This is a genomic window from Streptomyces sp. NPDC044064, from assembly GCF_056434245.1.
Genome location: NZ_JBWKFN010000020.1, coordinates 18,233 through 33,924, shown reverse-complemented (window position 1 = coordinate 33,924; position 15,692 = coordinate 18,233). Strand labels below are relative to the sequence as shown.

Annotated in this window: 15 protein-coding genes; 9 read left to right on the top strand and 6 right to left on the bottom strand. The window is 72.8% G+C overall.

From position 1 onward, the window contains the following. Positions 1–3: 3 nt before the first annotated feature. The gene (locus AC07DS_RS29345) at positions 4–2,337 is read right to left on the bottom strand and encodes a hypothetical protein (protein ID WP_479150075.1); all 2,334 of its coding nucleotides are present in this window, start codon (positions 2,335–2,337) and stop codon (positions 4–6) included. 304 nt (positions 2,338–2,641) lie between these two features. Between AC07DS_RS29345 and AC07DS_RS29340 the strand changes: the two genes are divergently transcribed. From AC07DS_RS29340 to AC07DS_RS29330, 3 genes are all read left to right on the top strand, one after another. Then, the gene (locus AC07DS_RS29340; RefSeq protein WP_479150073.1) at positions 2,642–3,472 is read left to right on the top strand and encodes a DeoR/GlpR family DNA-binding transcription regulator; all 831 of its coding nucleotides are present in this window, start codon (positions 2,642–2,644) and stop codon (positions 3,470–3,472) included. A 71-nt stretch (positions 3,473–3,543) separates the two neighbouring features. Beyond that, entirely contained in the window at positions 3,544–4,017 is a 474-nt protein-coding gene (locus AC07DS_RS29335; protein ID WP_479150072.1) for an SRPBCC family protein, read from the top strand. Between the two features lie 153 nt (positions 4,018–4,170). After that, positions 4,171–5,145, top strand: coding sequence for an alpha/beta hydrolase (locus AC07DS_RS29330; protein ID WP_479150070.1), 975 nt, complete (start codon positions 4,171–4,173; stop codon positions 5,143–5,145). Between the two features lie 22 nt (positions 5,146–5,167). Here the strand turns inward: AC07DS_RS29330 and AC07DS_RS29325 are convergent, their stop codons facing one another. Next, positions 5,168–6,292 carry a PLP-dependent cysteine synthase family protein gene (locus AC07DS_RS29325; protein WP_479150068.1) on the bottom strand — a complete coding sequence of 375 codons (1,125 nt, stop codon included), beginning with the start codon at positions 6,290–6,292 and terminating at the stop codon, positions 5,168–5,170. A 376-nt stretch (positions 6,293–6,668) separates the two neighbouring features. Here AC07DS_RS29325 and AC07DS_RS29320 point away from each other — a divergent pair, with 376 nt between their 5' ends. After that, positions 6,669–6,992 (top strand): hypothetical protein, encoded by a 324-nt coding sequence (locus AC07DS_RS29320; protein ID WP_479150066.1) that lies wholly within the window; start codon positions 6,669–6,671, stop codon positions 6,990–6,992. Between the two features lie 227 nt (positions 6,993–7,219). Next, positions 7,220–7,798: an ATP-binding protein gene (locus AC07DS_RS29315; RefSeq protein ID WP_479150065.1), complete on the top strand. Its 579-nt coding sequence runs from the start codon at positions 7,220–7,222 to the stop codon at positions 7,796–7,798. Between the two features lie 71 nt (positions 7,799–7,869). On the opposite strand, the gene AC07DS_RS29310 is transcribed toward AC07DS_RS29315, so the two are convergent. From AC07DS_RS29310 to AC07DS_RS29300, 3 genes are read right to left on the bottom strand one after another with little or no spacing between them, the layout of a single operon-like run. Then, a complete protein-coding gene (locus AC07DS_RS29310; RefSeq protein ID WP_479150064.1) occupies positions 7,870–10,431 on the bottom strand; it encodes an ABC transporter permease in 2,562 nt (853 codons plus the stop codon). Then, a complete protein-coding gene (locus AC07DS_RS29305) occupies positions 10,428–11,174 on the bottom strand; it encodes an ABC transporter ATP-binding protein (RefSeq protein WP_479150062.1) in 747 nt (248 codons plus the stop codon). The genes AC07DS_RS29310 and AC07DS_RS29305 overlap by 4 nt, the downstream gene beginning before the upstream one ends. Then, positions 11,171–11,461, bottom strand: a complete 291-nt coding sequence (locus AC07DS_RS29300) for an SHOCT domain-containing protein (RefSeq protein WP_336113033.1) — start codon at positions 11,459–11,461, stop codon at positions 11,171–11,173. Before AC07DS_RS29300 ends, AC07DS_RS29305 begins: the two co-directional genes overlap by 4 nt. 181 nt (positions 11,462–11,642) lie before the next feature. On the opposite strand from AC07DS_RS29300, the gene AC07DS_RS29295 reads away from it, so the two are divergent. The 4 genes from AC07DS_RS29295 to AC07DS_RS29280 are packed head-to-tail and all read left to right on the top strand — an operon-like array spanning position 11,643 to position 14,153. Continuing rightward, a complete protein-coding gene (locus AC07DS_RS29295) occupies positions 11,643–12,206 on the top strand; it encodes a TetR/AcrR family transcriptional regulator (protein WP_479150061.1) in 564 nt (187 codons plus the stop codon). Positions 12,207–12,223: 17 nt separating this feature from the next. Further along, on the top strand, positions 12,224–12,613 hold the full coding sequence (locus AC07DS_RS29290; RefSeq protein WP_479150060.1) for a (R)-mandelonitrile lyase: 390 nt from the start codon (positions 12,224–12,226) through the stop codon (positions 12,611–12,613). A 41-nt stretch (positions 12,614–12,654) separates the two neighbouring features. Continuing rightward, on the top strand, positions 12,655–13,239 hold the full coding sequence (locus AC07DS_RS29285) for a DUF4865 family protein (RefSeq protein ID WP_479150058.1): 585 nt from the start codon (positions 12,655–12,657) through the stop codon (positions 13,237–13,239). Between the two features lie 2 nt (positions 13,240–13,241). After that, the gene (locus AC07DS_RS29280; protein WP_479150056.1) at positions 13,242–14,153 is read left to right on the top strand and encodes a phosphotriesterase family protein; all 912 of its coding nucleotides are present in this window, start codon (positions 13,242–13,244) and stop codon (positions 14,151–14,153) included. 109 nt (positions 14,154–14,262) lie between these two features. Here AC07DS_RS29280 and AC07DS_RS29275 read toward each other — a convergent pair whose 3' ends face one another. Continuing rightward, positions 14,263–15,558, bottom strand: coding sequence for a phosphatase PAP2 family protein (locus AC07DS_RS29275; RefSeq protein WP_479150054.1), 1,296 nt, complete (start codon positions 15,556–15,558; stop codon positions 14,263–14,265). Between the last annotated feature and the right edge of the window lie 134 nt (positions 15,559–15,692).

The following is a 15,692-nucleotide window of genomic DNA, read 5'->3' as shown; positions in this document are numbered from 1 at the left end:
GGCTCACTCCGGAGCCTCAGGCACCGGGCGCTGCCCCGGCAGGTCCGGGTGCAGCCGGGCCAGCAGCCGGGCCCTCTCCCGCGCGAAGGCCGGGTCCGCCTGGTAGTCGGAGTGGCCGAGGATCGGGGCCGGCAGCGGTTGCCGGGAAGTCCGGCCGTAGGCGAGCGGGTCCTTCAGGGGCTGGTGGTCGACCTCCGGGCCGCAGTCGCCGGGGAGGCGGACCGGGCCGCCGATGGGGTCGGTACGGCGGTGGAGATTGCGCCAGCAGGCGACGTCGCCGTGCAGGGCGGCCAGGGCCCTGGGGCCGAAGTGGGCCGGGAACCAGCGGCCGTACAGGCGCTCCAGCGGGGAGCCGTAGGTCAGCAGGGCCACCCGCTTGCGCGCGGACGGGGTCAGCTGCCAGGCCGCGGCTGCCGCCAGGACACTGCCCTGGGAGTGGCCGGAGAGGACCAGCCGGCCACCGGTGTGCCGGGTCCAGGTCGCCATCCGCCAGGTCAGGTCCGGCACCGCGCGCTCGGCGTAGCAGGGTGGGGCGAAGGGGTGGGCGGCGCGCGGCCAGAAGGTGCCGACGTCCCACAGGATGCCGATGGTGCGGCGGGCGGAGGCGTCCCGGTAGGCGCGCCGGGCCCAGGTGACGAACAGGACGAAGCCCACTCCGACGAGCCAGGAGCCGAGCGTCTGCGAGGTCTCGGCCACGGCCTGGACGACGTCGTAGGTCCGCCGTGCCGCGCCCTCGGGGGGCTCTCCGGTGGCCAGGGCGCCGGCCAGCGCCGCGGCGCCGATGAGCAGGGTGGTGGCGGCGAGTACGGCGACGACCAGCGGTGCCCGGTCGGTGAGGGTGGCCATGGCGCGGGCCTGGGCGATGGCGCGGGTGCGGGACGGGTCCTCGGGCTCGCCGGGGTGCTCGTCGCGTACGCGGTCGCGTTCGGCGCGGGCGAGCCGTGCGGTGCGCAGGGCAAGGTGGGCGGCGACGGCGAGCAGCACCGCGAGGATCGGCGGGATCGCGGACGCCTGCCAGGTCAGCAGCACCGGGGGCCCGTCGAGCAGGGCCCGGGTGCCGTCCAGCCAGTCGGCGACCCGTTGCGCGACGCCGCCCGACATCACACCGCCCAGTGCGCAGGCGAGCAGCACGACCGCCGGGCCGCCGAGGCCGCGCATCCCGGCGCGCGCGTCGGGGCGGCGGCGGTACAGGTCGTGGGCGACGACCGCGAGGGCGACGACGAGCAGGCCCTGGGCCGGCATGAGGGCGTCGAAGGCCCGGTCCCCGGGCAGCCGCCCGGCCGATTGCCAGCCGGGGCGGGACCAGCCGGTGTACAGCACGGTGAGCAGCAGCAGGCCGAGGGCGCCGAGCGGCAGGCGGCGTACGAGGTGACGGTCGAGCTGCTGGTCGAGGCGGTTCTCGCTGCGGCCCCGGCGGCAGACCACGCCCACCACGGCGGCCGCGCATCCGAGCAGGGTCGCGGCGAGGATCCAGCTGAGGGCGTCCAGGGCCGCGGGGCCGCCGGAGTGGTGGTCGAAGCGGGCCGCGGGTGTGAGGAGGGCGGCGGCGACGGTGAGCAGGCCGGCCGCGGTGTGGGCCGCGCGCAGCCGGGCCACCAGGCGCCGGCCGTACCAGAAGCCGGGCCGGGCCAGGGCGCTGCCGCCGGTCTCCGGCTCGGGGGCGCGGGACATCGGACGGTGGGACTCGTAGGCGCTCCAGGTGCGGTGCGAGAGGTACCAGAGCAGGGCCGTGAGCGCGGCCGGGACCGAGGCGGCCAGGGCGAGCCGGCGGCCGGGCAGGCTCCACCAGCCGTCGTCGGAGACGGCAGGCGAGAGGAAACCCAGCCAGGAGTGGCGCCGGGCGCAGGCGGCGACGCCCGCGCACTGCCAGGCCACCAGGTCGAGGGCGACCTCGCAGGCGGCGGCCACCAGCAGCACCGTGAGGGTGAGGGCGGCCAGGCGCACCAGGAGGCCGTAGAACCGGACGGTGCGTCCGCGGCCGGAGGCGGCGGGGCGCATCCAGTGGGCAAGGTTGACCACCATGAACGGCAGTAACAGGAGCCATAGGGCGCGGCAGCCGTCGCCGGAGGTCAGATTGCACCAGACGTACGCCTCCTGCACCGGCTCACGGTCCGGCCCTCCCCCGGCCGGGGCGTCCGCGGTGTGATCGGCGCGCCGGAAGACCGCGGCGGTGTCGTCGCCGGTGATCCGGACGGTGCGCGGGTCGCCGAGCATCTTCTCCGGGGTGATGCCGCCGACTCCGTGCACCAGGAGTTCCAGCTCGGGCTCCGCCTCCGTGACCTGCGCGGTGGGACGGTCCGTCTCCCGCGCGGCAATGCGTTCTTTCGCACGTTCCACTGTTCTCGCACTTCCCCCGTGACGCGCCTGACGGCATGTGTCCGTGCGCGCATCAGGATCTCCGTTTCGGGGGCGTCGTACACCTCTCGCCACGAAATCTCCCCGATCCGTGTGACCACGGGCGGGAGACGCGGGGCCCGGTTGGACCCGAATGACATGAGCGCGTCGTAACAGGTAGTGGCGCAACCGGCGGCCTCCCGTGAAAAGATGGGACCGCCGCGCACCGAAGACGGATGGAACATCCAGGTCGGAGCAGGTGCGGCGGGTGTGTCGGACGGATTGCGGCGAAAGGACCGGAGCGTACGTGAGTGAGAATCAGAACCTCCTCGCGGAGCAGCGCCGCGCCCTGATCGTGGACGAGGTCCGGCGCCGGGGCGGTGTGCGGGTCAACGAACTGACCCGCAAGCTCGGCGTGTCGGACATGACCGTGCGCCGCGATCTCGACGCGCTGGCCCGCCAGGGCGTGCTGGAGAAGGTGCACGGCGGCGCGGTCCCGGTGGTGGAGGCGAGCACTCATGAGCCGGGCTTCGAGGCCAAGTCGGGCCTTGAGCTGTCGGCCAAGGAGGACATCGCGCGGGCCGCCGCCCGGCTGGTCACCCCGGGTACGGCGATCGCCCTGTCCGGCGGTACGACGACCTACGCGCTCGCGCAGCATCTGCTGGAGGTGCCCGATCTGACCGTGGTCACGAACTCGGTGCGGGTCGCGGACGTCTTCCACGCGGCGCAGCGCACCTCGGGACAGCGGCAGGGCGCGGCCACGGTGGTGCTGACCGGCGGGGTGCGCACCCCGTCCGACTCACTGGTGGGCCCGGTGGCCGACCAGGCGATCGCCGCCCTCCACTTCGACCTGCTCTTCCTCGGGGTGCACGGGATATCGGTCGAGGCGGGACTGTCCACGCCCAACCTCGCCGAGGCCGAGACCAACCGCCGGCTGGTGCAGTCGGCGCGCCGGGTCGTGGTGGTGGCCGACCACACCAAGTGGGGCACGGTGGGCCTGAGTTCGTTCGCCGCGCTGGAGCAGGTGGACACGCTGGTCACGGACGCGGGCCTGCCCACCGACGCGCGGGCGGAGATCTCCGAGCACCTGAGGCGGCTGGTGGTGGCGGGCGAGCCCGAAGAGGCCGAGGACATCTGACAGGGCGTCAGCTAGGCTGCCCGGTGCAACACCCCGCCCTGCCGAAGGACTTCACGAGGGGGTTCGTCACCATGGCTCACCGTCTGCGCCCGGTGGAGTTCGACTTCGCAGAGACCGCCCCCGTGCGGCTGGTGTTCACCCGGGACGTCGCGGCCGCTCCCGACGCGGTCTTCCACGCGCTCGCCGAGGACGTGCCCGGCTGGCCGGAGTGGTTCTCGGCGGTGTCCTCGGCCCGGCCGACCGAGGGCGGGCGCCAGGTGCGACTCCGCGGCGGTATCCGCTTCGAGGAGACGGTGCTGGCGGCGAGGGCGCCCGAGGTGTACGCCTACCGCGTCGACGTGACCAACACCCCGGGTGCCCGCGCCTGGATCGAGGAGTGGCGGCTCACCCCGGCCGGCACCGGGACCCGGGTCCGGATGACCTTCGCGCTGGACGGTACGGCCGCGTTCCGCCTCGTGTGCCGCCTCGCCCGCCCGGGCGTGGGCCGCGCGTTCCGGGACGCCGTCACGGCACTGGACCGGCGGCTGGACCGGCCGGGCGGGTGACCCGCACCCCTGACCTCCCCCGCTTCCCGTGATCGGCACACAGGGTGAGCGGTTCGCCGCGCCCCGGTCCGGCAGTCCACGGATGCGGCCGCCGCGCGCCGCACCCATGCTGGAGAGGGCCGCGCAATCCGGACAAACGCGAGGGATTCCGCCATGACTGCCCAGCCCGCCATCGGCGACGTCGTTCTGGAGCCCGCCTCCCGGGAACTGGCCGACGCCACCTCCCGGCCGCCGTTCCTGTACGAGATCGGCGTGGAGAAGGCCCGTAAGGTCCTGGACGACATCCAGGCGCAACCGATCGAGAAGCTCCCCGTCGACGAGGAGTGGGTCACCGTGCCCTTCGACGTCGACGGCGTACGGGCGCGCATCGTACGGCCGCCGGGCGTGGCGGAGCCGCTGCCGGTGGTGCTTTACATGCACGGGGGCGGGTGGATCCTCGGCAACGCGGACACCCATGACCGGCTGGTGCGCGAACTCGCGGTCGGGGCCCGGGCAGCCGTCGTCTTCGTCGAGTACACGCGTTCTCCCGAGGCGCAGTACCCCGTGGCCCTGGAACAGGGATACGCGACCGCCCAGTGGATCGTCCACCACGGCGCCCCGCGCGGGCTCGACGCCTCCCGGCTGGCGGTGGCGGGCGACTCGGTCGGCGGGAACCTGACCGCGGCTCTGGCCCTGCTGGCCAAGGAGCGCCGCGACTTCTCCTTCGTCCACCAGTCGCTCTACTACCCCGTCACCGACGCCGGGATGGACACGCCCTCCTACCGGCAGTTCGCCCAGGGTTACTTCCTCACCGCCAAGGCGATGGAGTGGTTCTGGGACGCCTACCTGCCGGAGCCGTCCCAGCGTTCGGCGATCACGGTCTCGCCGCTGCGGGCGAGCCTGGAGCAGCTGGCCGGGCTGCCGCCCGCGTACGTGGTCGTCGACGAGGCCGACGTACTGCGCGACGAGGGCGAGGCCTACGCGGCCAGGCTCCGGGCCGCGGGCGTGCCGGTCACGACGGTCCGCTACGCCGGGATCACGCACGACTTCATGATGCTGAACCCGCTCAGCAGCACGCACGCCACCCGCGCGGCCGTGGCCCAGGCGATCGCGGTGCTGCGCACGGCCCTCGGCACGAACGAGCCGTAGCGCGCCTGCCCCGGAGACCGGCTCAGTCCGGCCAGACACCCGTCGCCAGCAGGGACTCGATCACCTCCGCGTACGGGGCGATGTCCAGGCCCTGCTCCTCGAGCCAGGTGTCCGAGTAGTACTTGTCGAGGTAGCGGTCCCCCGGGTCGCACAGCAGGGTGACCACACTGCCCGTGCGGCCCTCGGCCACCATCTCGGAGACGATCTTCAGGGCGCTCCACAGGCCCGTGCCCGTCGAACCGCCCGCCTTGCGGCCGATGGCCCGTTCCAGGGCGCGGACGGCGGCCACGCTGGCCGCGTCCGGGACCTTCATCATCCGGTCGACGGCGCCGGGCACGAAGCTCGGCTCCATGCGCGGCCGGCCGATGCCCTCGATCCGGGAGCCGCAGTCGCAGGTGACGTCCGGGTCACCGGTGGTCCAGCCCTCGAAGAAACAGGAGTTGTCCGGGTCCGCGACGCAGATACGGGTGTCGTACTGCATGTAGTGGACGTAGCGCGCGAGGGTCGCCGAGGTGCCGCCGGTGCCGGCCGTGGCCACGATCCAGGCCGGCTCCGGGAACCGCTCCAACTCCAGCTGGCGGAAGATGGATTCGGCGATGTTGTTGTTGCCGCGCCAGTCGGTCGCCCGCTCGGCGTAGGTGAACTGGTCCATGTAGTGGCCGCCGGTCTCCACCGCGAGGCGGGCGGACTCCTCGTACATCTTCCGGGAGTCGTCGACGAAGTGGCACTGTCCGCCGTGGAACTCGATCAGACGGCACTTCTCGGCGCTGGTCGTGCGCGGCATGACCGCGATGAAGGGCACGCCGATCAGCTTGGCGAAGTAGGCCTCGGAGACGGCCGTCGAGCCGCTGGACGCCTCGATCACCGGGCGGCCGGGGCGGATCCAGCCATTGCACAGCCCGTAGAGGAACAGCGAACGGGCCAGCCGGTGCTTGAGGCTGCCGGTGGGGTGCGTCGACTCGTCCTTGAGGTACAGGTCGATGCCCCAGTGCTCGGGGAGCGGGAACTTGAGGAGATGTGTGTCGGCCGAGCGCTGATTGTCGGCCTGGACCTTGCGGACGGCTTCTTTGAGCCAGTCGCGGTAGGCGGCGTCGCTGCGGTCGACGTCGAGGGTGGCGCCGGTCCGGGTCTGTGGGGTGGTGCTCACGGCGGGGCTCCTTAGGCTGGGCACCGACAGCGCTTCGCGCGGCCGGCACCTCGATCATAGGCACCTTCCACACCGCTTCCCACCTGCATAAACGCATCTTTGAGCCACCCAAAGACAGGCTGGGGCACACCTGTGCGCGCCGTTCGGGGGCGCATTGGCGCGAGTGCTCCGACACCCGTCGCACACGCCACCCGCGTACTGGTGCTCCAGGCCGCATCGGGGCAGACTGCACCGGACGGGACGATCGTCCCGAACAGGGGCGGACACCGGATCGGCAGACCCGGTACGGCCTCGGGCGGTACGAGCCGGACACGGGCCGGATCCGGACCCACGCGGGCCGGGGTCCGGCGAGCGACGCGCAAGGGGGCGGCGGAGGATGGCGGAGCCGGAGTTCACGGCCACGGGCGTGCGGATAGGCAAGCGGATGCGTTCGCTCACCCGGGCCGGAAAGGTCCGGATCAGCGACGGCAGGGTGGAGTTGCTCAACAGCTACGGCAGCGAGATCGACAGCGCACCCGTGCAGGCGGTGCGCGCCTCCAAGCCGTGGTTCGCGCCGGAGGACCGGGCAATGGCGGACCTCAACGGCAACCGGTACCTGCTGACGCTGGGCGAGCAGGACCCCGCACCGGGCGAACCGGGGCCACCGGCGGCTCGACGGTTCATCGAGGCGGTGCGCCGGGCGGCCGGACGCGGCACCTGAGCCCGGTCCGACCTGCCCCTGACCTGCGCCCGGTCGCTGCGAGTTGCGGGACCGCACTCGCTGCGTCACGCTGATCTCACGTCACTCTGGGTTTACCGGCGATAACGCTGCGAACCAGCCCGCCGGCCACGACAGCAGGCGGACGTTTGGACGCAAGCACCCTGCTGGATCCGTTGTTCTCCGTGTTCCTCCGGTTCCTCCGGACCTCACATCGGGGAGTCGCAGCCGTGATCAGTCATCCAAGCAGGCACTGCACGGTGGAGCTCCAAGCCCTGCCGTCGCGGATCGGCCAGGTCCGCAGAATCGTATCTGCACAGTTGCGCTACTGGCATTTGGACCCGTTGATAGACCGGGCCGCGCTCGGTGTGACCGAGTTGCTCAGCAACGTCCACCGGCATGCCCGGCCCGACAAGTCGTGCATCGTCGAGCTGGAACTCCTGGTCGACCGGCTCACGGTCTCGGTGCGCGACCACGATCCACGCCTCCCGGTGGTGGCCGACGCGACGGACGTCGCTCCCCTGGCCACCTGCGGGCGGGGCCTTGCGATGGTGGCCGCGATGAGCGAGAGCTGGGGGGCACGTCCGGACGGCGACGACGGCAAGGTCGTGTGGTTCACGCTGCCCGCGCCGTCCACGGCCCAGCGGCAGCCGGCCCGCTCGCCCCGCCCCGTGGCCGAGCCGCAGCCGGTACCGCGGCTCACCGAGGTGCAGCCGGCACCGGCCCCGGTCGGCGCCGCTCCGACCCCCGTGGTGGCCCACGCCTCGGCCGCGGCACCCGCTCCCGCCCGGACGGCCGTTCCCGGCTGACCGGGCGGCGAGTCGGTCACCCGCCGCGGTGGCTTGCTCCGCAGCTCCGCGGGGAGGCGCCGCACGGCGTCTCACTCGGTGGCGATCGCCCGCAGTACGTCCAGGCGGGCGGCTCGGCGGGCCGGGCGCAGGCCCGCGAGAGCGCCTGCCGCCAGGCCGACCAGGACGACCACGGCGAGCCGGGCGGGTGGCAGGGCGAAGGCGAACGCGGTGTCGCTCGCGCCGTCGGAGGCCTTGACCAGGACCCAGCCCAGGAAGCTGCCGAGGGCGAGTCCGCCGGCCGTGCCGAAGGCGGCGACCAGGACCGACTCCCAGCGGACCATGGCCCGCAACTGGGCCCGGGTCTGGCCGACGGCCCGCAGCAGGCCCAGTTCCCGGGTGCGCTCGTGGAGCGCGAGGGTCAGTGTGTTGGCGATGCCCAGCAGCGCGATGAGCACCGCGAGGGCGAGCAGGGCGTAGACGAGCGTGAGCATCATGTCGATGCCGCGGGCGGACGACTGTGCGTACTCGTCCCGGGTCTGCACCTCGGGGTTGCCGTACCGGGCGGCCACCCTCTGCACGGCCGCCTTGCCCGTGTCGGCGCTCACGCCGTGCCGGAAGGCCACGGCGATCAGCGTGTCGGCGTCCTGGGTGCGGTGCGGTGCCCAGGCGGCGCGGGTGATGACGTAGTCGCCGACGAGTTCGGAATGGCCGTAGACGGCGCGGACGGTGAAGTTCCGCGTCCTGCCGTCGGTGAAGGTGAGCCGGGCCGTGTCGCCGGTGTGCAGGCCTCGGCGGTCGGCCTCCGCACGGGTCAGCGCGATGCCGTCGGTGCCGAGGCCGCGCAGGGATCCGGTGACCGTGCCGAGGTCGAAGGTGCGGGCGAGCGCGACCGGGTCGGTGACGGTCAACGCCCGCCCCTTGCCGTCCACTTCGGCAACCCCGCGGCCGAGTCCCACGGCGGTGTCCACCTCGGGCAGCAGTTGCAGGGCCGGGGCGAGCCGGGGGCTGAGCCCGCTGCCGCCCGCGCCGAACGAGGGCGTGCTGACCGCGACGTCCCCCGCGAAGGACCGGGACACGGTCTGGTCCATGGTGGCCTTCAGCGAGGCGCCGAACACGGTGAACAGGGACACGACGGCCACACCGATCATCAGGGCGCTCGCGGTGGCGGCGGTCCGCTTCGGGGTGCGCAGGGCGTTGCGCCGGGCGAGGGCTCCGGTGACACCACGGACCCGGTCCAGGGGTGCGCCGAGGAGCCGTACGGCCGTGCCGGCGGCCACGGGCCCCAGGACCACGAAGGAGACCAGGGCCAGCAGCGCGCCGAGTCCGGCCGGCCAGACGGACGGTGAGACGAGGACACCGGTCAGGGAAGCCGCGAGCGCCGCGGCGGCGAGGGCCGTTCCGGCGACCGCGCGGAAGCGGGAGGCGCCGGAGGAGCCGACGGCACTCTCGCGCAGCGCGGCCAGCGGGGCGGTGCGGCCGGCGCGCAGTGCGGGCAGCAGCGCGGAGCCCAGGCAGACCACGATGCCGACGGCGAGCGGCAGGACCATCGACAGCGCCTTGATCACCAGGTCGCCGTCGGGGAACGGGAATCCGATCGCCGGGAACAGCGCCTGGAGGCCTGCGGCGATGCCGATCCCGCCCGCGAGCCCGGCGGCGGAGGCCGTGACGGCGACGACCGAGGCCTCGGCGAGCGCCGCGGCGGACACCTGTCGGCGGGAGGCGCCGAGGGCGCGCAGCAGGGCGTTCTCACGGGTGCGTTGGGCGACCACGATCGCGAAGGTGTTGTGGATGGAGAACGTGGCGACGAGCAGGGCGACGCCGGAGAAGACGAGCAGGAACGTCGTGAAGATCGTCAGGAACTGGCTGGAGATCATGTCGTTGTTCTCCCGGGCCGAGTCCTGGCCGGTGATGGCCTCGACTCCCTCGGGCAGTACGGGAGTCAGCCGCCGCACCAGTTCCCGCCCGCTCACTCCGGGACCGGCCCGCACCTGGATGCTCGCCGCCCGGCCGGGCCGCGCGGTGAGGTACTTCTCGGCGTCGGCCTGGGTCATACCGGTGAAGGTCACCTGGGCCATGCCGTCCTGGCCGCCGAAGGTCGCGAGGCCGACGACGGTCACCCTGACCGGGTCCGGGGTACGCAGGACGGTGGTGTCACCGATCTTCAGGCCGCCCTTCTTCGCGGCTCCCCGGTTGATCACGACCTCGCCGCTGCGCGCCGGGAGGCGGCCCTCGGCCAGCTGGTAGGGGTTGAGTTCCGGGTCGGTGATCCAGTTGCCGGCGAGGGTCGGCGGGCCCTGGCCTCCGACGGGTTTGCCGTCGGCGCCGACGAGTTGACCGGCGCCCTGGATGTTCGGTGCGGCGGCCGCCACCCCGGGGACCCGCTCGACGGTCCTGACCAGCGAGATGTCGACGGGCCGCCGTACGCCCTGGGCCTCGCCGGGCGTGGTGATGGCGTCGGCGCCGCGCACGACGGCGTCCGTGCCGCTGGTGGCCTCGCCGAACATGGAGCCGAATCCTGCGCGCAGTGTGTCGCCCATGACCAGGGTGCCGGCCAGGAAGGCGACACCGAGGAACACCGCGAGGAACGTGCCGGCGAAGCGCCGCCGGTGCGCGTGCAGCGAGGTGAGACTGAGCCGGAGCGAGGCGTTCATGACCGCACCTCGAAGGCCTTCATCCGGTCCAGGACCTTGTCGGCGGTCGGCGACGCCATCCGGTCGGCCAGCCGGCCGTCGGCGAGGAAGAGGACCTCGTCGGCGTGGGCTGCGGCGACCGGGTCATGGGTGACCATGACGACCGTGCGGTCCATGTGCCGTACGGCGCGGCCCAGGAGGGCGAGGACCTCGCCGCCGGAGCGGGAGTCGAGGTTGCCGGTCGGCTCGTCGGCGAAGACGATGTCCGGGCGGGCCGCGAACGCCCGCGCCACCGCCACGCGTTGCTGCTGTCCGCCGGACAGCTCGGACGGCCGGTGGTGCAGCCGGTCGCGCAGCCCGACGACGTCCACGAGGGCGTCGATCCACTCCCGGTCGCCCCGCTTCCCGGCGAGGTCCAGGGGCAGGGTGATGTTCTCGGCGACGGTCAGCGTCGGCACCAGGTTGAACGCCTGGAAGACGAAGCCGATCCGGTCGCGGCGCAGCAGGGTCAGCCGGCGGTCGTCCAGCGCGCCCAGTTCGGTGTCGCCGATGTGGGCGGTGCCCGAGGTGAGCGTGTCGAGGCCGGCCGCGCAGTGCATCAGGGTGGACTTGCCGGAGCCCGAAGGGCCCATGATCGCGGTGAAGCGGCCGGCGGGGAAGTCGACGTCCACGCCGTCCAGGGCGTGTACCGCGGTGTCGCCGCTGCCGTACACCTTCACCGCGCCCACCACGCGGGCCGCCGTACGCAGGGCGGTGGTGGTCATGCCGCACCGCCCTTGCCGATGCGGCCGAACTGCTCCTCCAGGACGGAGAGCCGGCGCCAGTACTCGTCCTCGTCGATCTCGCCGGAGGCGAAGCGGCGGCCGAGGACCGCGAGCGGTGAGTCGCCCGCCGGGCGTGCGCCGTCCATGGGCCGCCAGGGGCCGCCGCGGCCGCGCCGGACGGTGCGGCGCAGCAAGGTGACGGCGCCGATCACGACGACCGCCCAGATCAGCGGGAAGAACAGGATCCATGGGCCGGGTCCGCCGTCCCAGTTCGCCAGCGTCTGCATGTCGGTTCAACTCCCTTGTCGGCAGGGTCTCGGGGTGATGCCACGAGACTCCCTCCGGCAGGGGGTCCGGGTCGTCGTGCGGCCGGCGGCAGTGCACGTACCTCCGCGGGAGTACGGCGGTGGGACGCGACTGCTCCATGAGGACTCGCGAATTGTAACTACTAGTATGTACAGTGCTCTCATGAGCACCTCGGAGCGACTGATCGAGTCCACCCGCGAGCTGCTGTGGGAGCGCGGCTACGTGGGCACGAGCCCCAAGGCGATCCTGGAGCACGCCGGTGCCGGCCAGGGCAGCATGTACCACCACTTCAAGGGCAAGCCGGACCTGGCCCTGGCGGCGATCCGGCGGACCGCCGAGGAACTGCGGGCCACCGCCGGGGGCGTACTCGACGGGCCGGGCACTCCGTACGAGCGCATCGAGGCGTACCTGCTGCGCGAGCGTGACGTGCTGCGCGGCTGTCCGATCGGCCGGCTGACCATGGATCCGGACGTGATCGCGAGCGACGAGCTGCGTGCACCGGTGGACGAGACGATCGCGTGGATCCGCGGGCGGATCGCCGGGATCGTCGAAGAGGGCAAGCGGCAGGGGCAGTTCGCGCCCTCACTGGACGGTGAGGAGATCGGCGCGGCCGTCCTCGCGACCGTGCAGGGCGGCTACGTGCTCGCCCGCGCCTCCGGCTCCCCCGCCGCGTTCGACGCCGGTGTCCGCGGCCTGCTCTCCCTGCTCGCACCCCGAACCCCCTGACTGGAGAAGCGATTTCCGTGCACATCACCAGACGCCGTCCGGAGAGCCTGCGGGGTCCGTCGGACAACTTCACCGGCTCGGTGTGGCTGGACGAGGTGGCCGCCCCGGCCGCCCCCTCACGGCTGCGCATGTTCAACGTCCACTTCGCGCCCGGTGCGCACACCGCCTGGCACCGGCATCCGCACGGCCAGGTGCTGCACGTCCTGGAGGGCGAGGGGCTGGTGCAGCGCAGGGGCGGATCGATGGAGGAGATCCGGGCGGGCGACACGGTGTGGATCGAGCCCGGCGAGTGGCACTGGCACGGTGCCGCGCCGCGCACCTTCATGAGCCATCTCGCGGTCGTGGAGGCCGCGCTGGACGGCACGACGACCGAGTGGCACGAGCACGTGAGCGACTACCCCGCCTGAACGAGGCGACCGACTCCCCCGCCCGAGAAGGGAACCGCGACATGCACGCCATGCAGTACGAGTTCACCCTGCCCGCGGACTACGACATGGGCATCATCCGCTCCCGCGTGGCCCGTGTCGCGCGTCGGCTGGACGACTGGGACGGCCTCGGCATCAAGACGTACCTGCTGCGCGAGCGCGGGGTGCACGGATCACCGGTGAACCAGTACGGGCCTTTCTACCTCTGGAACACGATGGAGGGCATGAACCGCTTCCTCTGGGGCGGCGCGTTCCAGGGACCGGTCGACGACTTCGGGCGGCCAAAGACACGGCAGTGGACGGGCCTGGCCTTCGAGGAGGGCTCAGCCTCCGGCTCCCCCGCCGCGTTCGCCGTGCGGCGGCGCGGGCCGGTACCGGACGGAGTGGAGCTGGCCGCGTTCATGGCGGACGCGGCCGGCGAGACCGGGCGGCTGGCCGCGGCGGACGGCGCGGTACTGGCGGCTGCCGCCGTGGACACGCGCGCATGGGAGGTGGTCCATTTCTCGCTCTGGGCGCATGACGCGCCCAGGGCCGAGGGCGAGGTGTTCGAGGTGCTGCACCTGTCGGCGCCCGGGCGGGGCGACCTGCCGCGCGGGCGGCAGTGGTGAGTGTGACGAGTACCGTCCGTACGGTCCTCGGCGACATCCGCCCCGGGGAGCTGGGCGTGTGCGACGCGCACGACCATCTCTTCCTGCGCAGCCCGCAGTTGCCGGGCCAGGAGCTGGACGATCTCTCCTCCGCACGGGCCGAGCTGACGGCGTTCCGGGCGGCGGGCGGAGACGCGGTCGTGCAGTGGACGCCGTACGGCATGGGCCGGCGGACCGCGGACCTGCCGGGGCTGTCCCGGGCCACGGGTGTGCACCTGGTCTGCGCGACGGGACTGCACCAGGCCGCGCACTACGCCCCGGAATCGCTCGGCAGGCTGAACGGCCCACTGGCCGAGCTGTTCGTCACCGAGTTGACGGAGGGCATCGGCGGTTCGGGGGTCCGGGCCGGGCTGATCAAGGTGGCGGGCGGGTTCCACGGCCTCGACGCGCACGCCCGCCGGACGATGACCGCGGCGGCCGAGGCCCATCACGCCACCGGTGCGCCGATCGCCGTCCACCTGGAGCTGGGCACCGGCGCGCTGGACGTGCTCGACCTGCTGTGCGGCGAGTCGGGCGTGCCCGGGCACCGGGTGATCCTCGGGCACCTGAACCGCTCCCCCGACCCGGTGGTGCAGCGGCAGGCCGCCGAGTCGGGCTGCTGGCTGGCCTTCGACGGGCCCTCCCGTGCCCATCACGCCATGGACTGGCGGATGCCCGAGGCGGTCCTGGCCCTCGCCGAGGCCGGGTACGGGGACCGGCTGCTGCTCGGCGGTGACACGGTGGTCGCCGGGGCACGGTCGGTGGACGGCGGGCCCGGGATGCCGTACCTGCTGCGCCGGGTGCGGCCGCGGCTGGCGGAGGCGCTGGGCGCGGAGCTGGTGCACCGCATCCTCGGCGAGCACCCGGGGCAGGCGTTCGCGGTCGACTGGAAGTGACCGGGCGTGGCCCGACCATGTCGATTCCAGGTCTGTCCCGACTGCGGCGGGGAACCGGTGGCGAGGCCCCGGCGGGTGGCCGTCGCCCGGCGGCTCCGAGCCGCGCTTCTCACACCAGTTCGGGCTGCGGTTCCGGTCGCGGCGCCGCTTCGGCTTTCGGTTCCCACAGTCTGGTGGTGCGTACGTAGGCGTAGACCACGGAGAGCATCGCCAGAACGAGAAGCGGTCCGAACACCCACGGAAGGCCGGCCATTTCCGTCGGCAGAAAGCGGTACGACACCAGGAGCGCGACGAAGACCGTCGCGCCGTGCGCGACCAGCCGGATTCCGGACCGCTCCCAGCCACGGTCGTGCGCGCGCAGAGCTGCCTCGATCGTGAGCGTGAACACCACGCCGGCGATGAGATCCGCGCCGTAGTGGTAGCCGAAGCCCAGCGTCGCACTGAGCGTGGCGATCAGCCAGAACGCTCCCGCGAAGCGCAGAATGCGCGGGCCCTTGCGGGAATGGATGAAGATCGCGGTGGCCCACGCCGTGTGCAGGCTGGGCATGCAGTTGCGGGGGGTGAGCTGGTCGAACGACATCGGGTGCGGCGCGTTGACCGGCGGCGTGTCCGGCCACAGGTCGGCCACCGCCCAGTGCAGGCCGCCCGTGCCGAAGGCGCCGGGGCCGTAGGCGAAGACCGGCCCGACCACCGGGAAGATCATGTAGATGGCCGGCCCGACGAGGCCGATCGCCAGGAAGGTGCGCACCAGATGGTGGCGCGGGAAGCGGCGCTCGGCCGCCACATGGCGCAGCTGGTACAGCGTGACGACGACCGCGGCCACCGCGAGCTGGATGTAGACGAAGTCGAGGACATGGGCGCCGATCGGGCCGATGGCCCTGACGATCCGGCCCGCGAGCCACGACGGGTCGCCCAGCGCGTGGTCGGCCGTCGCCACGTACTGGTCGAGCACCGTCGGGCGGGTCTTCGACGTGATGAGCAGCCAGGTGTCGCCGGTCTTGCGGCCGGCGACCAACAGCAGGGCCAGCCCGACGCCCTTGAGCAGCAGGGCACGCTCGCGGCCGGTGCGGCGGGTGACGGCGATGACCGCACAGCCCAGAATCACCCACAACGCGCCGTTGCCGAAGGGGTGGCCGTCGGTCGCCTCGTCGCCGATCGCCCACCGCACCAGAAGGAAGCCGACGTCGATGCCGATCGCGGCACCGGCAGCGATGAGCCTCTCCCGCCGGGTGAGCACCACCATCATCAATGCCATGCTGGCGTACAGCAGCGGCCCCGACTTGGGGCGGAACACCACCTCTTGCACCTGGCTGGTGATCGGCCCGGGCAGGCCGTAGTGGCGGGCCGCGATTTCCAGGGTGATGAGGAATCCGAGGACTGCCACACCCGCCGCGGCCCACAGCATCGCCCGTGGTCGACGCCACGCGGCGGACTCAATTCTGGAGTTTTGTCTAGATATCAATTACTTGGCCGTTTTGTGAGGTTCTGGTTAAGCAGGCGACAAGGGCGATCACCATAAGTTCGAACATGTTATCGGCG

Bases quoted from the DNA above. Each gene is read 5' to 3' on its own strand.
- AC07DS_RS29330 (WP_479150070.1), top strand. From the start codon at position 4,171: ATGACTGCCCAGCCCGCCATCGGCGACGTCGTTCTGGAGCCCGCCTCC.
- AC07DS_RS29300 (WP_336113033.1), bottom strand. From the start codon at position 11,461: ATGCAGACGCTGGCGAACTGGGACGGCGGACCCGGCCCATGGATCCTG.
- AC07DS_RS29285 (WP_479150058.1), top strand. From the start codon at position 12,655: ATGCACGCCATGCAGTACGAGTTCACCCTGCCCGCGGACTACGACATG.
- AC07DS_RS29295 (WP_479150061.1), top strand. From the start codon at position 11,643: ATGAGCACCTCGGAGCGACTGATCGAGTCCACCCGCGAGCTGCTGTGG.
- AC07DS_RS29310 (WP_479150064.1), bottom strand. From the start codon at position 10,431: ATGAACGCCTCGCTCCGGCTCAGTCTCACCTCGCTGCACGCGCACCGG.
- AC07DS_RS29275 (WP_479150054.1), bottom strand. From the start codon at position 15,558: ATGCTGTGGGCCGCGGCGGGTGTGGCAGTCCTCGGATTCCTCATCACC.
- AC07DS_RS29335 (WP_479150072.1), top strand. From the start codon at position 3,544: ATGGCTCACCGTCTGCGCCCGGTGGAGTTCGACTTCGCAGAGACCGCC.
- AC07DS_RS29320 (WP_479150066.1), top strand. From the start codon at position 6,669: ATGGCGGAGCCGGAGTTCACGGCCACGGGCGTGCGGATAGGCAAGCGG.
- AC07DS_RS29305 (WP_479150062.1), bottom strand. From the start codon at position 11,174: ATGACCACCACCGCCCTGCGTACGGCGGCCCGCGTGGTGGGCGCGGTG.